This window comes from Moritella sp. 36 (assembly GCF_018219415.1).
Lineage (GTDB): Bacteria > Pseudomonadota > Gammaproteobacteria > Enterobacterales > Moritellaceae > Moritella.
Map to the genome: position 1 here is coordinate 4,523,728 of NZ_CP056120.1, position 19,955 is coordinate 4,543,682.

Annotated in this window: 21 protein-coding genes; 11 read left to right on the top strand and 10 right to left on the bottom strand. The window is 40.9% G+C overall.

The annotated features are described in order from the left end of the window. Window positions 1-60 precede the first annotated feature (60 nt). The 10 genes from ygfZ (at window position 61) to HWV03_RS20125 (ending at window position 8,310) form a co-directional block, all read left to right on the top strand. On the top strand, window positions 61-1,047 hold the full coding sequence (ygfZ, locus tag HWV03_RS20080; protein ID WP_211677642.1) for a tRNA-modifying protein YgfZ: 987 nt from the start codon (window positions 61-63) through the stop codon (window positions 1,045-1,047). A gap of 377 nt (window positions 1,048-1,424) precedes the next feature. After that, window positions 1,425-2,201 (top strand): AfsA-related hotdog domain-containing protein, encoded by a 777-nt coding sequence (locus HWV03_RS20085; protein ID WP_211677644.1) that lies wholly within the window; start codon window positions 1,425-1,427, stop codon window positions 2,199-2,201. Then, window positions 2,194-2,892 (top strand): HAD family hydrolase, encoded by a 699-nt coding sequence (locus HWV03_RS20090; RefSeq protein ID WP_211677645.1) that lies wholly within the window; start codon window positions 2,194-2,196, stop codon window positions 2,890-2,892. Before HWV03_RS20085 ends, HWV03_RS20090 begins: the two co-directional genes overlap by 8 nt. Continuing rightward, on the top strand, window positions 2,889-3,917 hold the full coding sequence (locus HWV03_RS20095; protein WP_211677647.1) for an aldo/keto reductase: 1,029 nt from the start codon (window positions 2,889-2,891) through the stop codon (window positions 3,915-3,917). The genes HWV03_RS20090 and HWV03_RS20095 overlap by 4 nt, the downstream gene beginning before the upstream one ends. A gap of 49 nt (window positions 3,918-3,966) precedes the next feature. Continuing rightward, complete coding sequence (locus HWV03_RS20100) at window positions 3,967-4,593, top strand: hypothetical protein (protein WP_211677649.1); 627 nt, start codon at window positions 3,967-3,969, stop codon at window positions 4,591-4,593. Window positions 4,594-4,713: 120 nt separating this feature from the next. Next, window positions 4,714-5,547: a hypothetical protein gene (locus tag HWV03_RS20105; protein ID WP_211677651.1), complete on the top strand. Its 834-nt coding sequence runs from the start codon at window positions 4,714-4,716 to the stop codon at window positions 5,545-5,547. A 115-nt stretch (window positions 5,548-5,662) separates the two neighbouring features. Next, window positions 5,663-6,130, top strand: coding sequence for a MarR family winged helix-turn-helix transcriptional regulator (locus tag HWV03_RS20110; protein WP_211677653.1), 468 nt, complete (start codon window positions 5,663-5,665; stop codon window positions 6,128-6,130). 328 nt (window positions 6,131-6,458) lie between these two features. Then, window positions 6,459-7,682, top strand: a complete 1,224-nt coding sequence (locus HWV03_RS20115) for an MFS transporter (protein WP_211677655.1) — start codon at window positions 6,459-6,461, stop codon at window positions 7,680-7,682. Continuing rightward, window positions 7,679-8,074, top strand: coding sequence for a carboxymuconolactone decarboxylase family protein (locus tag HWV03_RS20120; RefSeq protein WP_211677657.1), 396 nt, complete (start codon window positions 7,679-7,681; stop codon window positions 8,072-8,074). Before HWV03_RS20115 ends, HWV03_RS20120 begins: the two co-directional genes overlap by 4 nt. A 14-nt stretch (window positions 8,075-8,088) precedes the next feature. After that, window positions 8,089-8,310, top strand: a complete 222-nt coding sequence (locus tag HWV03_RS20125) for a tautomerase family protein (protein ID WP_211677659.1) — start codon at window positions 8,089-8,091, stop codon at window positions 8,308-8,310. Between the two features lie 74 nt (window positions 8,311-8,384). Here the strand turns inward: HWV03_RS20125 and lysS are convergent, their stop codons facing one another. From lysS to xerD, 6 genes are all read right to left on the bottom strand, one after another. Further along, on the bottom strand, window positions 8,385-9,893 hold the full coding sequence (lysS, locus tag HWV03_RS20130; RefSeq protein ID WP_211673202.1) for a lysine--tRNA ligase: 1,509 nt from the start codon (window positions 9,891-9,893) through the stop codon (window positions 8,385-8,387). Between the two features lie 17 nt (window positions 9,894-9,910). Then, a protein-coding gene (gene prfB, locus HWV03_RS20135) for a peptide chain release factor 2 (RefSeq protein ID WP_211677661.1) occupies window positions 9,911-11,009 on the bottom strand; the annotation gives its coding sequence in 2 pieces (ribosomal slippage) (window positions 9,911-10,933 and window positions 10,935-11,009; 1,098 coding nt in all). A gap of 295 nt (window positions 11,010-11,304) precedes the next feature. Next, window positions 11,305-11,718 carry a CBS domain-containing protein gene (locus tag HWV03_RS20140; RefSeq protein ID WP_211677666.1) on the bottom strand — a complete coding sequence of 138 codons (414 nt, stop codon included), beginning with the start codon at window positions 11,716-11,718 and terminating at the stop codon, window positions 11,305-11,307. 139 nt (window positions 11,719-11,857) lie between these two features. Then, window positions 11,858-13,588: a single-stranded-DNA-specific exonuclease RecJ gene (recJ, locus tag HWV03_RS20145; RefSeq protein WP_211677667.1), complete on the bottom strand. Its 1,731-nt coding sequence runs from the start codon at window positions 13,586-13,588 to the stop codon at window positions 11,858-11,860. Next, window positions 13,585-14,382, bottom strand: a complete 798-nt coding sequence (gene dsbC, locus HWV03_RS20150) for a bifunctional protein-disulfide isomerase/oxidoreductase DsbC (RefSeq protein ID WP_211677668.1) — start codon at window positions 14,380-14,382, stop codon at window positions 13,585-13,587. The genes recJ and dsbC overlap by 4 nt, the downstream gene beginning before the upstream one ends. 106 nt (window positions 14,383-14,488) lie before the next feature. Then, window positions 14,489-15,379 carry a site-specific tyrosine recombinase XerD gene (xerD, locus tag HWV03_RS20155; RefSeq protein ID WP_211677669.1) on the bottom strand — a complete coding sequence of 297 codons (891 nt, stop codon included), beginning with the start codon at window positions 15,377-15,379 and terminating at the stop codon, window positions 14,489-14,491. A 224-nt stretch (window positions 15,380-15,603) separates the two neighbouring features. On the opposite strand from xerD, the gene fldB reads away from it, so the two are divergent. Next, a complete protein-coding gene (gene fldB, locus HWV03_RS20160; RefSeq protein ID WP_211677670.1) occupies window positions 15,604-16,125 on the top strand; it encodes a flavodoxin FldB in 522 nt (173 codons plus the stop codon). 118 nt (window positions 16,126-16,243) lie between these two features. Here fldB and hflC read toward each other — a convergent pair whose 3' ends face one another. From hflC to hfq, 4 genes are read right to left on the bottom strand one after another with little or no spacing between them, the layout of a single operon-like run. Then, window positions 16,244-17,119: a protease modulator HflC gene (gene hflC, locus HWV03_RS20165; protein ID WP_211677671.1), complete on the bottom strand. Its 876-nt coding sequence runs from the start codon at window positions 17,117-17,119 to the stop codon at window positions 16,244-16,246. Between the two features lie 3 nt (window positions 17,120-17,122). Next, entirely contained in the window at window positions 17,123-18,286 is a 1,164-nt protein-coding gene (gene hflK, locus HWV03_RS20170; RefSeq protein ID WP_211677672.1) for an FtsH protease activity modulator HflK, read from the bottom strand. Between the two features lie 49 nt (window positions 18,287-18,335). Then, entirely contained in the window at window positions 18,336-19,625 is a 1,290-nt protein-coding gene (gene hflX / locus HWV03_RS20175; protein ID WP_211677673.1) for a ribosome rescue GTPase HflX, read from the bottom strand. Between the two features lie 59 nt (window positions 19,626-19,684). Next, on the bottom strand, window positions 19,685-19,927 hold the full coding sequence (hfq, locus tag HWV03_RS20180; RefSeq protein ID WP_211673211.1) for an RNA chaperone Hfq: 243 nt from the start codon (window positions 19,925-19,927) through the stop codon (window positions 19,685-19,687). Between the last annotated feature and the right edge of the window lie 28 nt (window positions 19,928-19,955).

Genomic DNA, 19,955 nt, shown 5'->3' on the forward strand with positions numbered 1-19,955 from the left:
TAAAGACAAATGCTTGCGTTCAATCTACCATAGAGAAAACCAGCCAGAGAAGAGTAAACAATGACGCAATTTAATAAACTGACCCTAGCATCAACAGACGCATTACCAAATGTGATCGTAAGCGAACTATCGCACTGGGGATTGATGACTGCAACAGGTGAGCAGCGTTTAAGTTACTTACAAGGCCAATTGACTTGTGATCTGGTGGGCTTAGAAGATCAACAAACAACTTGGGGTGGTCATTGCGATCCAAAAGGCAAACTGTGGTCAACATTCCAAGTAGCTAAAAAAGGCAATTCATTTTATTTCATCATGCGCAAAGACGCATTAGCGATCACTCTGCCTGAACTAAAGAAATACGCGGTATTCTCAAAAGTCGAACTGACCGATGCCTCTGCATTTTGTAACCTTTACGGTGTCGCTGGCGAGCAAGCAGAGCAGTGGTTGAATAAGACTTTTGCAATGACGCTAGGCGAAGAAGCTGTTACTCATTTACCAAATGGTTTTGTGATGCGACTTATTGGTGAAACACCGCGTTTCTTAGTCTTATTACAAAAAAGTGATGCCTCGCTGCAACAAATCAGCCAACACTTAGCTGAAGCAGCAACCGATGATGGTTCATTCTGGGATGCGTTAGATATTTTAGCCGCAGCACCGATTGTGAGCGTAGCAATGAGCAGCGTGCAGATCCCACAAGCATTCAACCTACAAGCTTATGATGGTATTAGCTTTAAGAAAGGTTGCTACACAGGACAAGAAACAGTAGCTCGTGCTAAATACCGTGGTACCAACAAACGTGCTATGGCGATCTTAACTGGTGCAACAGCTACTGAAGTAAACAGTGGCGATAACATTGAATTACAACTGGGTGAGAACTGGCGTAGCAGCGGTAAAGTAAACCTAAGCTACCGTTATAGTGACGGCGTGCAATTGATTTCAAGTGTGATGCCAAATAACCTTGAAGCAGATAGCGTGTTTAAAATTACCGATAACGAATCAACGTTAGCCTTCATGCCATTACCGTATTCATTGGTAGACGCAGACTAACTGTAACACGGTTAAGTTATCATTGATTATCGGTTTATTATCTAGAATAAACCGATAATACCTATCGCCACAGTCCTATCAGCAATCACATTCTAAATGTAATAAATACTTTCCCTTTATTGTATACAACCTGCGGCTCACAAACATAGTATGACGCCTAACTACATTTGACAAGCAATAAATTATTATCTTACCAATCAAAACACCACTAAATAACTACCCACTTTTATATAAAAAAAGCCATTGACAATACGATTTAAGCATGCTTAATATAATAAGGCGTCTTACTATATATTTAACACCTATTATTAATTCGCAATATTTACGATTTACCAAACGCTTTTATAAAAATAAAATCAACAGGTTGGAGAGTAATAATGGAAACTAAAACTATGTTAGTTGTGGGCAATATCTTTTCAAACTTTGCCGAAATGCATGAAATGGTTATCACCTTTGATTCATTTTTTGAAATCTTAGAAACAGGGTTCGTAGACAAGTTTTACTTACGTATTGGCCAAGGGATTTCTAACACAGAGCTTACCGAAATTGTTCAAGCCATTGCGGCCTCAAAACATAAAAACAAATTTATTTTCAACGACACCAAATTACTCGCCTATCAAGATGACGCTGAGCATCAGCGTAAAGTACATAAGCATTATTCCTCGAATGTCATGATCTCACCGCCACTCAACCTAGGGGCAAGTTGCTTCACCAGCGAACTACATCTACAAAGTGATTGCGAAGAGCTAGGCGACCACACTACAGGTCAACACATTCAGGGCATGATACTCGTCGAAGCCGCTCGCCAAATGATGCTATCGGTCAGTGAAAACTACTTACTTAAGGAGGGAATTAAAGGTAATGCTTACTTCGTATTACACAATATCAATATCGTCTTTAAAAACTTCATGTTTCCCGCCAATGCAGAGATACGCTTCATCGCATCCAACATAGAGCATAAAAAAGGTGGCTCAATGCATGCGGAAAGTATTACCACATTTTTCCAAAATGACATTGAAATGGCAGAAGTATCAATCGACTTCACCGCTTACGACCAAAACTATATAGCTGCAAAAGAAAATGCAATGGCCGAAGCAACTTGTGATGTGATTGCTGAAACCTGCGAGGCGGAACAGGAGCTTAAATATGCCTAATAGCAAGATTGAAAATGTCCAAAAAATTGCATTCTTTGACGTCGATGAAACCATCATCAACAGTAAGAGTATGTTCGATTTTCTGCGTTTTTATCTAGAACGTAAAAGAGGTTACCTAGGCACAGCTCAGTATCAAATATATTGGTCGATGTGTAAATCATTCGTCAAGTTAGGCATCAGTCGCGACAACATAAATAGCCTGTATTACCGCCTTTATCGTGGAGAAAGCTACCAACGGCTGATGCTAATTGGTCAAGCGTGGTATGCGCAACGTAAACAGCAAAAGGATTTTTTCATTCAACCAAGCGTAGACCGCTTAATAAAGTTAAAAAATGACGGTTATGACATTGTATTTGTATCCGGTTCATTCCGTCCTTGCTTAGAACCGCTTGCCCAAGCACTCAATGTAAACACGATTTTGTGTGCAGAGCTAATCGTCAATGACGATGTGATATCAGGAAAGCTATCGCAACAAGCAATAGGTAATAAAAAAGCACGCTTAATTCATTCATTGCTCGAGGCAACAGGCGTTAACCCAAAGGATTGCTACGCATTTGGCGATCATATCAGTGACCTCGCCATGCTCAAGATGGTCGGACACCCTATTGTTGTCGCTAACTGCCCTGAACTGATAGACATTGCCGAGCACAATCACTGGGAACAAATCAAATATATCAAGGAGCCAGTATGAATATGTTAACAATAGGTAAGAGTCAACTCACCGTCACTCCGCAAGGCTTAGGCTGCATGGGAATGTCAGAATTTTACGGTCAAAGCGATGATGACCACAGTAAACAACTATTGCAGAGTGCAGTGTCTTCTGGGGTGAATTTCTTTGATACAGCCGATATCTACGGTTATGGCCGTAATGAAGTATTACTGGGGGAATTTATCGCAACTATCCCCGACCGAACACAAGTTGTGATAGCCACCAAATGCGGCATTATTCGTGACGAACACGACGCACAAAAACGTGGTGTAGATAATAGTCGTGAATATATTTTCGCATGCTGTGAGGCCAGTATTGCGCGCCTAAATACCACCATAGATCTCTATTATTTACATCGTGTGATTGATAATCCAGACGCTATTTTCGTCGCTATGTCGGCAATGGCATCATTACTAAAAGCCGGTAAGATTAAAGCCGTTGGACTCTCTGAAGCCAACGCAGAGTATATTCGTTACGCCCACCAATGTTTATTAGATATAACAAAAGGTAACCATGGGATCAGTGCCGTGCAATCGGAATACTCATTACTCAGCCGTGGAGTAGAAAGCGATGGGGTCCTCGATGCATGTAGTGAGTTAGGGATTACATTTATTGCATATAGTCCGATCAGTCGTGGATTATTAAGTGGCGAATTGAATACCCTTGATAAATTAGACCATGATGATTTTCGTCGTACGCTCCCCCGATTTAGCGATGAAAACCTGAGCCATAATAACAAATTAACCACAGCATTAGCTGAATTAGCACAAGCCAAAGCCTGCACACCAGCACAACTAGCACTCGCTTGGTTAATGCATCAATCTCCTGCGGTGATCCCAATACCAGGAACCAAACAACAAAAATATTTACAACAAAATATCAATGCAATGCAAGTAAAGCTTAGCGAGGACGAGATGAGTTTACTGAACTCACTAAGTTCTGACTTTCAAGTGCAGGGGACTCGCTATACCGAACAAGCCATGCATAGCTATGCACTCACCGAATAATGGTTCAATTTTTAACTGTATCTTACTCATTTTTTTGAAGGAAATCGTTATGAAAAACAATCTAATTATTAGCTCAGAAGTTATCGCCCTCAATTCAGAAACCACTGCCGCATGGGATATTTGGTGTAACGCTGGAAATGCCGAATTACCATCCGGTGCTGTGCGCAAATGTTACTACTTAGAAGAAAACGAAAACCATTTTTTAGAGCTTATTGCTGTTGAAAAATTCAGTGATCTCGAAACATTAATGATTCAACGCGAAGCATTTATGACCGAGCTGTCACCTTTACTAAGCAGTGATATTCGTCAGCAAGTCTTTCAACTCGAAGACACAGTCAAGGCAATCGACACCGCGCTACCAACGACAGAGAAATTGCAATTACGCTACATTGAAGTGCCATTATCTGTAAAAGACGCTTATCTTAATTGGCGTGAAGATACTATCTTTGAAGTTGTACGTGGCGCTTCACAGATTGATTGCTTCCTTGCTTATCGAACGCTATTTAGTACCCAACCAGGGGTCATGTTCTTCTCTGGCTTCAACGGAGACAGTAGCCAATATATGGCCGATATATTCCTAACACCCAAGTACCAACAGATAGTCAAAGAGGCCGGTGATCAATACATCACAGGTGGTGCAGATGGTCTTTATACGCGTATTTTTGTTGCGGCATAACTTTTTATTCCATAACTTTTCTTATTACATAACTGTGTTGTTGCTACATGACATAGCAGGCAGGTAAGTGTAGATATTACCAATGCACTTACCTGTTCTTATCGAAACAAGGGGCAGGTGATGAAACGACAATATGCATTAACAGTAACAACACAAGGACCACTCTACCCACCGAGTGAAGTCTGGGATCAAGAGGGAAACTTTGTGGTGATCGGCATGATTAACAAACGGATTGGAGATAACCAAGTTTCACCAACATGGGGGGCAGCCATTGTATCTCCGCAGTCTGAACTCCCCCACTTCGGTTCCTTAGCGGAGTACGATATTGTCTCCGAACTCGACTTAACCGACCTAGGTGAATACGGGGATCAACCTTTGTACACACTGCCGCTTCCACTTCCCTGTAATAATTACGAGATGCTCTTTGCTCCCCAGCAAAAGTCGGATAGCAAAGACGTGATACGCGTCAGCTTACCGCTACACGATGCAGTGCCTGATTTTGAACTTGAACATAGTCGTCAAAACGCTCAGCCAATCACACTAAACCAATGGATCAAAGCAGAGGGTAGCTTAACCGTTGAGGTATTGAGTAACCAACATGATGCTAAATTCAGCATCCGTTTCAAGCATCTAATACCAAATAGTTTGTATACCGTCATGGCGCTAAGAGCGAATGATTTAGACCCATTAAACCCAACAAGACCAGGTCCCTTAGGTGTACCACACTGCTTTGTTACTAATGAATATGGTTGTGCGAAATTTAAATCAATAATGCAAAATCCCTTTCCAATAGAAGAAGGCAATCGCATTATCAACATCGTTGTCTTGTACATGAGTAGTCAATGCTCTAATGGCGGTGCGATTGGTATTTATGGACTCGGCGGAGACATTCATGCACAGCTAAAATTGACAGGGGCTTCTTTCCAAGAGTTCAACACAAATAACGGAGGTTAGATGGAAAAGGACGACTATATTTACCAATCATACAATTAATTGACATATAATAAGACGCCAAACAATATGATGAGTTAATATATTAGGACGATACAATGAACAGGAGGTCAAATTAATGAACCCTAAATATGTAACACTCTGCAAAGAAGCTAAAAAGAGAGACGTAGATAGTGAAGCTATTGCTTTACTGGGCCAATTCTTTACGCTTAGTAATGAATTAACAAATACTTGCGTTAACAACCTTAATCAATTTGAGTTACTTGAAGGTCGTTTTGTTTCAATGCTGATGATTAATGATAAAGAATCTGCAGCACCTCACGAAATTTCAAGCTTAACGGGTTTAACGAGAGCATCAATCACTTCAACGATAGACTCGCTTGAAAAACGTGGTTTCGCAGTACGAGAAGCGTCAAAAACAGATCGACGTTCGTTGACGGTAAAATTAACAGCTGAAGGCCAAACGATCTTAGATCAAGCAGTAACATCTCAACTTAATTGGTTAGCAAGCTTAACCAAGTCATTAGATGAAGATGAAAAAGCCGCATTCAAATCAATTCTAACCAAGATAAGCAATAATCTTTAAGTAAGCTTATTATGTAAAGAGTAAAACAGTACCGCCAAAGGTACATTGTTTTACTCTTAAACATCAACTTATTGATTTGAAATATAATTAACTGCTATTTTCAATCTAGTCACCTGCAGTAACTATATAACGATGCACTCCTAAATTGGTAGATACAACCAAATAAACACCACTTTTAAACATAATTATTTGTTATTAATATAATCACTCCATAAAGCTGGACTTTGCGATTCACGATATGCAATAGTCATATAGTACGTGGTCATACTATATGACCAGATACCTTTAAGCGACAAACTAGATCTCAGATGGATATTAGGGGAATATAATGAACAACACAGAAACGAACAGTTCTTTAGAAACATCGAACTTAAAAATGTGGCTATCAATCATCATATTAGCGATCGCTACATTTACTATTGTTACCGCAGAACTAGCCCCTATTGGCTTATTAACACCAATGGCTGAAGGACTACAACAATCAGAATCAATGATTGGGCTCACCGTGACATTTTATGCATGGATAGGGGCAATAAGTGCGCTTTTATCTTCTGCATTTTTGGGGAACCTACCGAAAAAAGCATTACTTATCACACTGATGTTTATTTTACTTATTTCAAATACCTTATGTGCGATAACGACTGACTATTACTGGTTCGTCGCAGCCAGAGTCATTGGAGCTCTTGCTCATGGTGCATTTTGGGCAATGATAGGCGCGCTTGCTATGTCTCTGGTACCTGCCCGCCATGTTGGACTTGCCACATCCATTGTTTTTGGTGGTGTGTCAGCAGCGAGTGTTTTCGGTATTCCGATTGCTAACGTCATCGCTGCCAACTTAAGCTGGCAAATGGCATTTTGGGTAATTTCTGCTTTAAGTGTTTTTTCACTTTTGGGGATATTGCTGTTAGTTCCAAATATTAAATCACAACATGCTATCGGTATTTCAGTCTTAAAAGATGTCATTAGCAATCCGGTATTATCTAAAATTTATATTGCGACATTATTGGCAATCACAGCACATTTTAGCGCGTTTACGTTTATTGAACCTTACTTACATGCGTCAAAGGCGATTAGCGATAACTTCATTTCCATCGCACTATTTACATTCGGTATTGCGGGATTAATGGGTAACTTCATTACAGGTATGTTCATTGACCGATATCTTAAACCATTAATCTTATTATCCGTTGCCATGGTTGCCGTAAGCTTACTTATTCTCGGTATTTTTTCTAGCTCACTTAACCAAACCGCTATTTTTGCGTTAATTATATTTTGGGGTATATCCGTTTCTGGTATTTTTGTTGGTTTCCAAACTTGGGTGTTACGCATTGCCCAAGAGGATGCATTTCCAGCGTCAGCCATTTATGTCGCCATATTTAACAGTGCGATAGGTACAGGCGCGCTATTTGGCGCATGGATAATGGCAAACTTTGATTTCACTGTATTAATGAGTTTTTCAGGTACCGCGATCGTTATATCGCTATTTATGATTTCAATTATTCCGAGCAATATCAATGATGCACCTTCACAACTAGTTGGAGATAACCTATGAGTACACACACAACCGATATATCAGAGTACGGCAAAGAGATAATGAATACCTTGCAGCCTGGTCTAGCTGATCAAGTCATCTCAAAGTTAGGGGAATTAGATGATGAGCTTCCCAAGCTAATTGTTAATTATGCTTTTGCAGATGTCGTTGGCAGACCGGGATTAGATATAAAAACACGAGAAATGATAACCGTCGCGTCCTTAATCACCTCGGGTAACGCTCAGCCACAGCTTGAGCTGCATATGAGGGCATCTTTGAATGTAGGTGTGACAGAGAAAGAGTTACTTGAAATAGTCATACAGATGGCTATTTACGCTGGAGTGCCTGCTTGTATGAATGCGATAACGGCTTATCGTAATGCCGTGACAACATTTAATAAATCAAATCAGTAACAGAGGACTAACCTATGCCAATTATCAATGTAACGACGTGGAAAAGTGACGATAAAGAAATGAAAAAAAAGTTACTGCAGGAACTCACCAAAACAACACATGAAGTGACTGGTGCACCGCTTGATAAAATAACAGTTTATATTCAAGAAATAGAAAGAAGTGAATGGGCTGAAGCAGGGGTAACGGGAGATGATACGAACTTTCCAATAGAAAGCCGCCGCAAAACATACACTTAGTAAAAAGCCCTGTGAGATTTATCGCACAGGGCTTTTATATGCATAAATTAAAGCATCATTATTGATGCAACTAATTAGCTATTTGCTTGCGGACGCATAGCAGGGAATAAGATAACGTCACGGATAGTATGTGTATTCGTAAATAACATAGCTAAACGGTCGATACCAATACCTTGACCTGCTGTTGGTGGTAAACCGTGCTCTAGTGCTGTGATGTAATCTGCATCGTAATACATCGCTTCATCATCACCCGCATCTTTTGCATTAACTTGTGCTTTGAAACGCTCGTCTTGGTCTTGCGCATCGTTAAGCTCTGAGAAACCATTTGCAACTTCACGGCCACCGATGAAGAACTCAAAACGGTCAGTGAAGAATGGATTATCATCGCTACGACGTGCTAGTGGCGAAATATCAGCTGGGTAGCCAGTGATGAATGTAGGCTGAATCAGTTGTGGTTCAGCAGTTTCACCAAAGATCTCTTCCAGTAATTGACCACAAGTCCAGAATTTCTCTATCTTCATGTTCAGTGATTTAGCAATAGAAACCATCAACTCACGATCTTGAACACCTTCGTTAGTCAATGCCTGAATAACTTCATGCTCAGGGTTGTACTGTTTGATTGCATCTAGCATGCTAATACGTGTGTATTTGCCACCGAATTCAACAGTATCATCACCGTAAGGCATAGACGTAGCACCAAGTACTTCAACTGCCACTGTGCTTAGCATTTCTTCAGTGAAATCCATCAGGTCGTTATAGTCAGCGTAAGCTTGGTAGAATTCCATCATAGTGAATTCTGGATTGTGACGAGGTGATAGACCTTCGTTACGGAAGTTACGGTTAATTTCGAATACACGATCAAAACCACCAACCACTAAACGCTTAAGGTATAACTCAGGTGCCACACGTAGATACATTGCTTGATCAAGTGCGTTATGGTGCGTGATGAATGGACGTGCTGTTGCACCACCCGGGATCACATGCATCATTGGCGTTTCAACTTCCATGTAATCTTTTGATACCATGAAGTTACGGATAGCAGTTACCAGCTTAGAACGGACGATGAATGCATTACGCGATTCAGCATTTACGATCAGATCAACATAACGTTGACGGTAACGCATTTCTTGGTCAGTTAGACCGTGGAACTTTTCTGGTAATGGACGTAGTGCTTTAGTTAGTAGCACGTAGTCAGTCATTTCAACGTAAAGATCGCCTTTACCTGATTTGTTTAGTGCGCCAGTAATACCAACGATATCACCAATATCTAAACCACCAAGGTCAGCTTTTTGTGCTTTTTGCACGTCTTTCGATGCGTATGCTTGAATGCGACCAGATGTATCTTGGATAGCAAGGAAAGGACCACGTTTAGCCATGATACGACCCGCGATGCTTACCACATGCTGCATTTCGATCAGCTCTTCTTTTGACTTTTCGCCAAATTCAGCCTGTAAATCTGCCGACTTATGTTTTACACGGAAGTCATTAGGGTGGCCATTTGCTTTACAGTTTGTGCGGATATGATCTAGTTTCGCGCGACGTTCTGCAATCAGTTTGTTTTCATCTTGTAACTGTTCAGTCATTGTTTAACCCTATTTTTTTACAGGCCTGATTTCAGGCTGGCTTCAATAAATTTGTCTAAATCACCGTCTAAAACGGCTTGTGTGTTGCGTGTTTCAACACCTGTACGTAAATCTTTTACGCGTGAGTCATCCAGTACGTAAGAACGGATTTGACTACCCCAACCGATATCTGATTTAGCGTCTTCTGCGATTTGTTTTTCAGCGTTTTGTTTTTGCATTTCATATTCAAACAACTTCGCACGCATTTGTTTCATCGCCGCATCTTTGTTCTTGTGCTGAGAGCGATCATTCTGGCATTGTACAACAAGATTGGTTGGTAAGTGAGTAATACGTACCGCTGATTCTGTTGTATTTACGTGCTGACCACCAGCGCCTGAAGCACGGTATACATCAATACGTAAATCTGACGGATTTAAGTCAATTTCAATACTGTCATCAATCTCTGGATATACAAATACCGACGCAAATGATGTATGACGACGGCCACTTGAATCAAACGGCGATTTACGCACTAAACGGTGAACACCTGTTTCGGTACGTAACCAACCATAAGCATATTCACCGCCTAAACGGATAGTAGCACCTTTGATTCCTGCGACATCGCCAGCTGAGACTTCGATCAGCTCAACTTTAAATTTGTGTGCCTCACCCCATCGTAAGAACATACGCAATAGCATGTTTGCCCAATCTTGTGCTTCAGTACCACCGGAGCCAGATTGGATATCAAGATAACAATCATTTGCATCATGTTTGCCAGAAAACATACGACGAAACTCAAGTTTAGCGAGTTGTGCTTCTAAACCTAAAATTTCATGTTCTGCTTCAGCAAATGTTTCTTCGTCTTCAGCTTCAACTGCCAGTTCAACCAAACCTTCAACGTCATCACAACCCGTGTCGAGATCATCAATCGTCTTTACGATCAATTCTAATGACGCGCGTTCTTTACCTAATTCTTGGGCATATTTAGGATCACTCCATACTTCCGATGACTCTAATTCCGCAGATACCTCTTCTAGACGCTCTTTACTTGCATCGTAGTCAAAGGTACCCCCGAAGCAGCTCAGCACGTTCGCCTAGCTCCTTTAATTTATTCAGTACTGGATTTACTTCAAACATGATTCTGCTCTACTCTAGTTGTACTTAGCATGATGCATGCGAATATCGGTATGTTCATCAGCATTCTACTAAGTATATAGTTCTAACTATGGGATTTTATACAACAGCAAATTTTACCGAATTCACTCACGGATATACAGAGGAAGATTAAGAAAACAGCAAATTAATCGATAATATAAGAAAATAAATAGGAATAAATGGCGATAAATAAAAACGAGGGAAAATATGACGGCAGTAAAATAGCAAAAAGCCACACTACAGGAGCATGGCTTGAAAATAATGGCAACCAACGAGGTTAGCTGATTTGACTACATTGGTTATTATTTTCTGCCAATACTTGTAGAATGTCACCACGACGAATGATACCGACCAACTGGCGATCTTCAACAACAGGGTAAACACTCAAGTTATCTTTTGTCATGCTAATTGCAATATCAATAATACTGTCTTTTGGCGATACCCTAACGACACTTTTGGTCATCACATCGTTCACAATCGCAGGTTTATCACAGTGATAGCTACCACTAATAAGTGCTTGTAGGCAATCCGATTCAGAAACCAAACCAATCACTTCATTTGTCGAATTCACCACAGGCACGGCACTAATCTGATGTTTAGCAAACAAATCAACCACGGCGACCAGTGACGTACCACATGGAATACTCGGAGCTTTAATTTTCATTTCATTCATTACGCGTTGCATAGTCATGGTCTATATCCTTATCTTAAAGCAGGATTGCTGTAGAAGAAGAAATAACTATAACTGCAAACAACACATAGATAAAGACGATTAAATATAACACTTCAATTGCCAGAATCTATCAATTAGTATTTATAAATAAATGCTATTAGCGTAATGGCTGTAAATGCTCAACCATAAACTGCAAACTACGCTTACCACGGAACTCATTAACATCCAATTTATAGGCTAACTCGATCTTCTGTACCGAAGCATCAGGCCACACTTCTAAATCAACATTAAAAGCAATCGCATCCACCAGAGGTCCACCACTTTCAGGTTCCAACATCATTTTTAAATGTTTTTTACCCACAAGGCGTTGCTCACGTAATTTAAAAATACCATCAAAGATCGGCTCTGGGAACATCTGGCCCCAGGGTGCGGCTTCTTTGATTAGTTCTGCAGTTGGCAATGACAGTTGCTCACTCGGTAGTTCACCATCACTTAATACCACACCTGTTAACTGTTCTTCAGTTAATAGTTCCTGCACTAAGGCGTTAAACTGTTTCGCAAACTCATCATAACAATCAAGGCGTAAAGACAAACCAGCCGCCATCGCATGCCCACCGAATTTCAAGATCATACCCGGATTACGGGTATCAAGTAACTCTAAAACATCACGTAAATGCAAGCCAGGTATTGAACGTGCAGAACCTTTTATTTCCCCTTCGCCTGCATCAGCAAAAGCGATAACAGGGCGGTGAAAACGCTCTTTAATGCGAGATGCAACTAAACCAACCACACCTTGATGCCAATCATCTTGGAATAGACAAATCCCGTAAGGTACTTGTCCTGCATCAAAATCAACACTTTTTAAGATAACCAGTGCTTCTTGCTGCATCGAGTTCTCAATTTCTTTACGCTCTTCATTCAGGCTATCCAGTTCGCCAGCAAAACGACGTGCGTTATTAAGATCTTCACACAACAGCGTTGCTACGCCAACAGACATGTCATCTAAGCGCCCCGCTGCATTTAATCTTGGCCCTAATGCAAAACCGAGATCACTTGCGCAAAGCTGTGCTTGATTACGATTGGCAATTTCGATCAAGGCTTTAATGCCGGGCCGACATTTATCGGCGCGGATACGCTGTAGGCCTTGATGTACTAGAATACGGTTATTAGCATCTAATGGGACAACGTCGGCAACCGTACCCAGCGCAACAATGTCCAGCAGACAGGCTAAATTAGGTTCTGTTAAACCTTGCTTAGTAAACCAATCTTGTTCACGCAGTGCACTTCGTAATGCCAACATTACGTAAAAGGCAACCCCTACACCTGCAAGATTTTTGCTTGGAAATGTACAGCCGTGTTGATTGGGATTAACAATTGCATCGGCATCCGGTATTTCGTTACCCGGTAAATGGTGATCGGTCACGAGCACTTTAATGCCTAACGCTTTAGCGGCAGCAACACCCGCAATGCTGGAAATACCGTTATCCACGGTCATGATCAATTGCGCGCCATTGGCTGCAGCAAGATCAACAATTTCAGGACTTAAGCCATAACCAAATTCAAAGCGATTAGGTACTAAAAAATCAACATTACGATAGCCTAGCATTTTAAAACCAAGCATCGATAATGCGGTACTCGTTGCGCCATCGGCATCAAAATCACCAACAATGATAATACGTTGATTTTGTTCTAACGCGCTGACTAATAAATCACACGCGGCAGTCATACCTTTAAGCTGATTCGGACGTAATAAGTTTTTAGCGCCTTTCTCTAATTCTTGATCTGACTTCACACCACGACTGGCATAGATTTGGCGTAATAATGCAGGTACCGCTGCAGATATACCGTCACAGCCTACATTATCGCGACGTTTAATTTGTTTGTTCAAGATTTATCCATGTTTTTTAGCATATTTAGAAGCTTCGCAGCAGGCACATAACCAGGCTGCATTTTCCCGTTTTCCAAAACAATTGCAGGCGTACCCGTCACGCCTAAACGTCGACCAAGTTCATATTGTTGTGCAACTGTATTTGTACATACTTCAGGAATGATTTTACCACCTCGTTTGGCGTTGTTCATCGCTTGCGCACTGTCTTTGGCACACCAAATTGACGCCATATCTTGATAAGTCTTAGAGTTGATACCTCCACGTGGAAAGGCTAAATATTTTACACTAATGCCCAGCTGGTTTAGCTGTGCGACTTCGTTATGTAACTTACGACAGTAACCGCAGTTAATATCCGTGAATACCGTGATGCTGTACTTTTCATCTTCGGCAAGGTAATTAATGGTATCACCTGCGAATTCTTGTATTGCTTGCTGGCGTACTTTACCCATTGCTTGTTCGGTAAGATCCGTAACCCCGTTATCATTAACTTGGTAAAGAGTGCCTTGAATAAGGTTCGAAGCATCTGCATTCACATAGAAAATACCTTGATCGGTAGCGACTTCAAACAAACCTGCAATAGCACTGTCACTTACACTCGATACTTTAAAGTTAAGTTTTTCAGCTAATAAGCGTGAAATATCTTGGTGTTCTGCTGATAATACTACATTGGTAGATTGTTCAGTATGAGCCATCGGTGTAGTAATTAACGCCTGCTTAGGACTACCATCAATCCCAAGTATAAAACTCCCCACTAAACCTACAGCAACGGCTGTAATAATTACTTTCTTTAACATATGTTCTCCGCTCTTATTCTTAATGGATCTCTATACTCGATAAATTAACAGAATTAATTATTTATCACTAGCCTTAATCCTTGCTAATGCCGTGTCACCAACGTTATTACGCTCGAGGATGGTGCTCACTATGCAGCTGCTCTAATCGTGCTGTTGCCACATGCGTATAAATTTGTGTGGTTGATAAATCGCTATGACCAAGTAACATTTGTACGACACGTAGGTCGGCGCCATAGTTCAACAAATGGGTCGCAAACGCATGCCGCAAAGTGTGTGGTGATAAATGCGTCGTAATGCCTGCAACTTGCGAGTAATGTTTAAGACGATGCCAGAAGGTCTGCCTAGTCATAAAGTTTCCACGTCTGGAAGGAAACACCACATCGGACGTTAATCCTTTTAATAAGGTCGCGCGACCTTCGGCAATAAAGCGCTCGGTCCAATACACTGCTTCTTCACCCATAGGTACCAAGCGTTCCTTACCACCCTTACCCGTCACGCGTACTAACCCTTGGCGTAAGCTCACAGATTCCATGCTCAAGCCAACTAATTCCGATACGCGTAATCCTGTTGCATATAACAGTTCCATCATGGCTTTATCACGTAATTGGATCGGATCGTCCAATGTGGGTGCAGCCAATAATGCATCCACTTCCGCTTCTGATAAATCATCCGGTAAACGCTGCGGTAGTTTTGGGCTAATGAGTAAAGCCGTCGGATCATCATCGCGCATCTGCTCACGATAGAGATATTGATAGAAGCGACGGATCGCACTCAGCTGGCGTGCGGTACTACTGGCTTTGTAGCCCAAATCAAAACGACTGGCCATAAACGTCTGAATTTCAAGACTATCAACGGTTAATAATTGCTGCTTGTGTTGCGCTAACCAGTGATGATATTGGCTTAAATCATTACGATAAGAGGTCAGGGTATTATCTGATAATCCACGTTCATGCCACATAATATCTAAAAACTGTTCTATTATTTCAATCTTTTCCAAGCGAATACCCTATGCTGCTATTACGATTAAAAGTACAAGTACGATTACAATTGCCATCACTGTTTCACCAGTATAACAACACTGTATAAATAAACATGAATTATAGTACAATTATCTCATGTTACTATGCGTACCGATGAGCAACTGATCGCTCAGAACATGATTCACACATAGTATTTATTAACACATAGTATGATTAGCAACACTGTCTTTGGATGTAGATAATGAAAATCGGTTTATATTACGGCTCCACTACTTTTTATACCACTATAGCTGCGGAAAAGATCCAAGCTGAAATTGGTGCAGAACTTGTCGACTTACATGACATAAAAGACTCGGGTTTTACTGATATAGAAACCTATGACGTCGTTCTATTTGGTATTTCTACTTGGGATTATGGTGAACTTCAGGAAGACTGGGGTGATCTGTGGTCTGATATTGCAGGTATTAGCCTGGCGGGCAAAACCGTAGCGCTATTTGGTCTTGGCGATCAGGTTAACTATAGCGAATGGTTCCTGGATGCAATGGGGATGTTATTTGACGAGTTGCAGGGCAAAGGCATTCACTTCATCGGCCAGTGGCCAAATAAAGGCTACGAATTCGTTGCTTCAAAAGCATTAACAGAAGACGAGAGTCAATTCTTAGGCTTAGCACTCGATGAAGACAGCCAATACGATCTGACTGATGAACGCATTGCCACTTGGACTTTACAAGTACTCGAAGAAATTGAAGCCCATTATTCATAAGTAATCATAGGATAATGACCGTCAACAAGCATGTTATAACAACAAGTTAACACAATAAAAAAGGCCGTTACTATCCAAGATAGCAACGGCCTTTTTGTTATTTATTGACAAGCAATCACTATTTTATAGTTGAGCCTTTCATGTAATTGAAGAAATCACTCTCTGGTGAAACCACTAATACATCAGACTTATTGCTAAAGCTCTTAGAGTAAGCTTGTAGACTACGTAAGAAACCATAGAACTCGGCATCTTTGTTGTACGTATCAGCATAAATCTTCGCTGCATCTGCATCACCTTTACCACGTAGTTCACGTGCTTGACGATTTGCATCAGCAAGCATTACGGTTACTTTCGCATCCACTTCTGCTTTTAAGATCTCAGCTTGTTCATAACCTTGCGAACGGTGTTCTTTCGCTACAGCATGACGCTCTGCACTCATACGTTGGAAGATACTGTTACTAACTTCCTCCGGTAGATTGATTTGCTTAATTCGTACGTCTTCAACCAGGATACCTAGCTCAGATGAACGTGCCATACGTTTCAATGCAGTTTCCATTACTTCGCCACGTTGGCCAGAAACGATATCTTTAATAGTACGGTTACCAATTTCATTACGTAGACCATTGGTAATTTTACGTTGTAATAAAGACTCTGCTTGTAAGAAGTTACCGCCATTCGTTGCAAGGTAAAACTTCTCAAAGTCTTCAATACGCCATTTCACGTAAGAATCGATAATTAAATCTTTCTTCTCAGAAGTAACAAAACGGTCAGCGTTACCATCAAGCGTTTGTAAACGAGAGCTTAATACGCGAATTGAATCGATAAATGGTACTTTAAAGTTAAGACCCGGAAGATAAACCTTCGCTTCATCACCTGTTTTAAGTACTTTACCAAAACGAACTACTAGCGCACGTTCACCTTCGTTAACTACAAAGAAAGACGAGAAACCAAGTAATAGCACAAGTACTAAAATAACTGCTTTTAATTGATTCATAGCTTAGTTTCTCCCTGTGTTAAAACGATCAGGACGAACATTACTACTATTCGTATCTGGATACTGATAACGGTTATTTGATTTCGCTGGTTGTTGCGGTGCTGGTACAGTGTTTGCCGCACGAGTCGGTTTAGTATCAGCGGCATTAGCATTCATGATCTTATCTAATGGTAGATATAGCATGTTGCCAGTACCTTTAGTATCAACCACAACTTTCGTTGTATTTGAATAAACCGCTTCCATTGTTTCTAGATATAAACGTTGACGCGTTACTTCCGGTGCAAGCTGATACTGTGGCAATAGACTTTCGAAACGAGCTACTTCACCTTGTGCTTTTAACACAATTTGCTGTTGGTAAGCTTGTGCTTCTTGTTCAATACGCTTCACTTTACCACGTGCTGTTGGTTCAATTGCACGCGCATAAGCCTCGGCTTCACGGATATAACGTTGTTCATCTTCTTGTGCAGCAATCGCATCATCGAATGCATCTTTAACTGCTTCCGGTGGACGTGCAGACAAGAAGTTGACATCAACAAGTTCAATACCCATGTGATACTCATCGATGATAGCTTCAATGTTTTCACGGGTACTTTGACGTACAACTTCTCGACCCGTTGTGATCACATCATCCATTGTCGTATGACCGATAACGAAACGTAATGCACTGTCAATAGCTTGATGTAAGCTATCATCCGGATTTGTTACGCTAAATAGATATTCACGCGAATTAATAACGCGATATTGAATATCCATTTTTACGTCAACCACGTTTTCGTCTTTGGTTAACATTGAACCAGAAGCAGGCATAGAGCGAATGCTCTTAACGTCAACAGGGGTCACACGATCAACAAACGTCGGTAACCAAGATAAACCCGGTTCTACCGTTTTTGAATACTGACCTAAACGTAATACCACGCCACGTTCAGCTTCTTTGATCGTATAGAAACCACTGACCACCCAGATCACGGCAAGTACACCAAGCACCAGAGATACACCAACTTTATTAAAGTTAGCACCACCAGAGAACTTACCGCCTTTACCGCCACCAAACTTGCTGGTTAGCTTTTTAAATACTTCGTCAAGATCAGGGGGTCCCTGCTCTTTACCTTTTTGTCCCCAAGGGTCGCGATCTTTATTACCGCCATTTCCGGGCTCATTCCAAGCCATTTGCATCTCCATTACCAGATAGTTTCGGGAAAATATTAATGATATCAGCCTAGTGCTGAAGGATAAAATCTTCAATGTTATTACATTTGTATTTTTTCAAACGTTGCCAATCAATCATAGTCATTCTAATGTCGAGTAGCCAGTCACCATTTTCAGCAAACGCCTCATGCTCAATACAATCGAGATTATATAGATGGCTTACTACATTACCCTGCATTGCGGGTAATTGTAACTTGACCACTTTCATGGTACTTGCCAGTAACTCCGTTAATGCTTGATATAAAAACTCTGTACCTTCGCCTGACATTGCAGATAGCCATACATTAACCGGCTTACCTTCATCATCATAATCAATACGACAACGACCATCATCAAGCTTATCGACTTTGTTATATACCATTAAAACAGGCACTTCACCCGCATCAATTTCGGTTAATACCGAATTTACTTCTATAATATTACCGCGCATATTTTCATCTGCACAATCAATTACATGTAAAAGTAGATCCGCTTCTCGCGTTTCCGTCAATGTGGCCTTAAAAGCAGCGACCAAATCATGTGGTAAGTGACGAATAAAGCCAACTGTATCAGCTAAAACCACTTCACCAACATCAGCAACCGCAATACGGCGTAATGTTGGGTCTAACGTCGCAAACAATTGATCGGCAGCGTACACTTCAGAATCGGTTAAACGATTAAACAGCGTTGATTTACCTGCATTGGTATAACCTACTAACGAAATTGTCGGTATTTCACGACGCTTACGTGAGCGACGACCTTGATCACGCTTGGTTACCACTTTGTCTAAACGACGTAAAATACTGTCTATACGTACGCGTAATAAACGGCGATCCGTTTCAAGCTGAGTTTCACCTGGACCACGCATACCGATACCGCCTTTCTGGCGTTCTAAATGCGTCCAACCACGAATTAATCGGGTCGACATGTGGCGCAGTTGCGCTAATTCAACTTGTAACTTACCTTCATGAGTTCGAGCACGTTGAGAGAATATATCTAAAATCAGGCCTGTACGGTCAACAACACGACATTCAATTAACGCTTCTAAGTTACGCTCTTGACGTGGTGCTAAGGCATGGTTAAAGATAACAATATCTGCTTGATAAAGCTTTACTGCTTCTGCAATTTCTTCTGCTTTACCTGAACCAACAAAATATTTAGGGTGTGGTCTTGAACGCGAACCTGTTACCACAGATAACGCGCCTACACCTGCAGAGGAAACCAGCATTTCTAATTCATGCAGATCTTCTCGGTTGCCCTCATCATTAAAGTTAACGTGCACTAATATGGCACGTTCACCTGCTTCATGGCGATCAAACAACTTCACGACTCCCTATGAGTATATGACTCACAAGATTTTTTAGTTTAAATTTCAAAGAATTATTTATCACTTTCACCGTCAGCTTGAATACCATGTTGTAACGGACGTGCCGGTACAACCGTTGAAATAGCATGTTTGTATACCATTTGACTCACGGTATTTTTTAGTAAAATAACAAATTGGTCAAATGATTCGATTTGGCCTTGTAGCTTAATACCGTTAACTAAATAAATTGCGACAGGAATCCGTTCGCGACGTAATGCATTCAAAAACGGGTCCTGTAATGATTGTCCCTTAGCCATCAATAGTTTCCTTTTAAAAATTAGATTT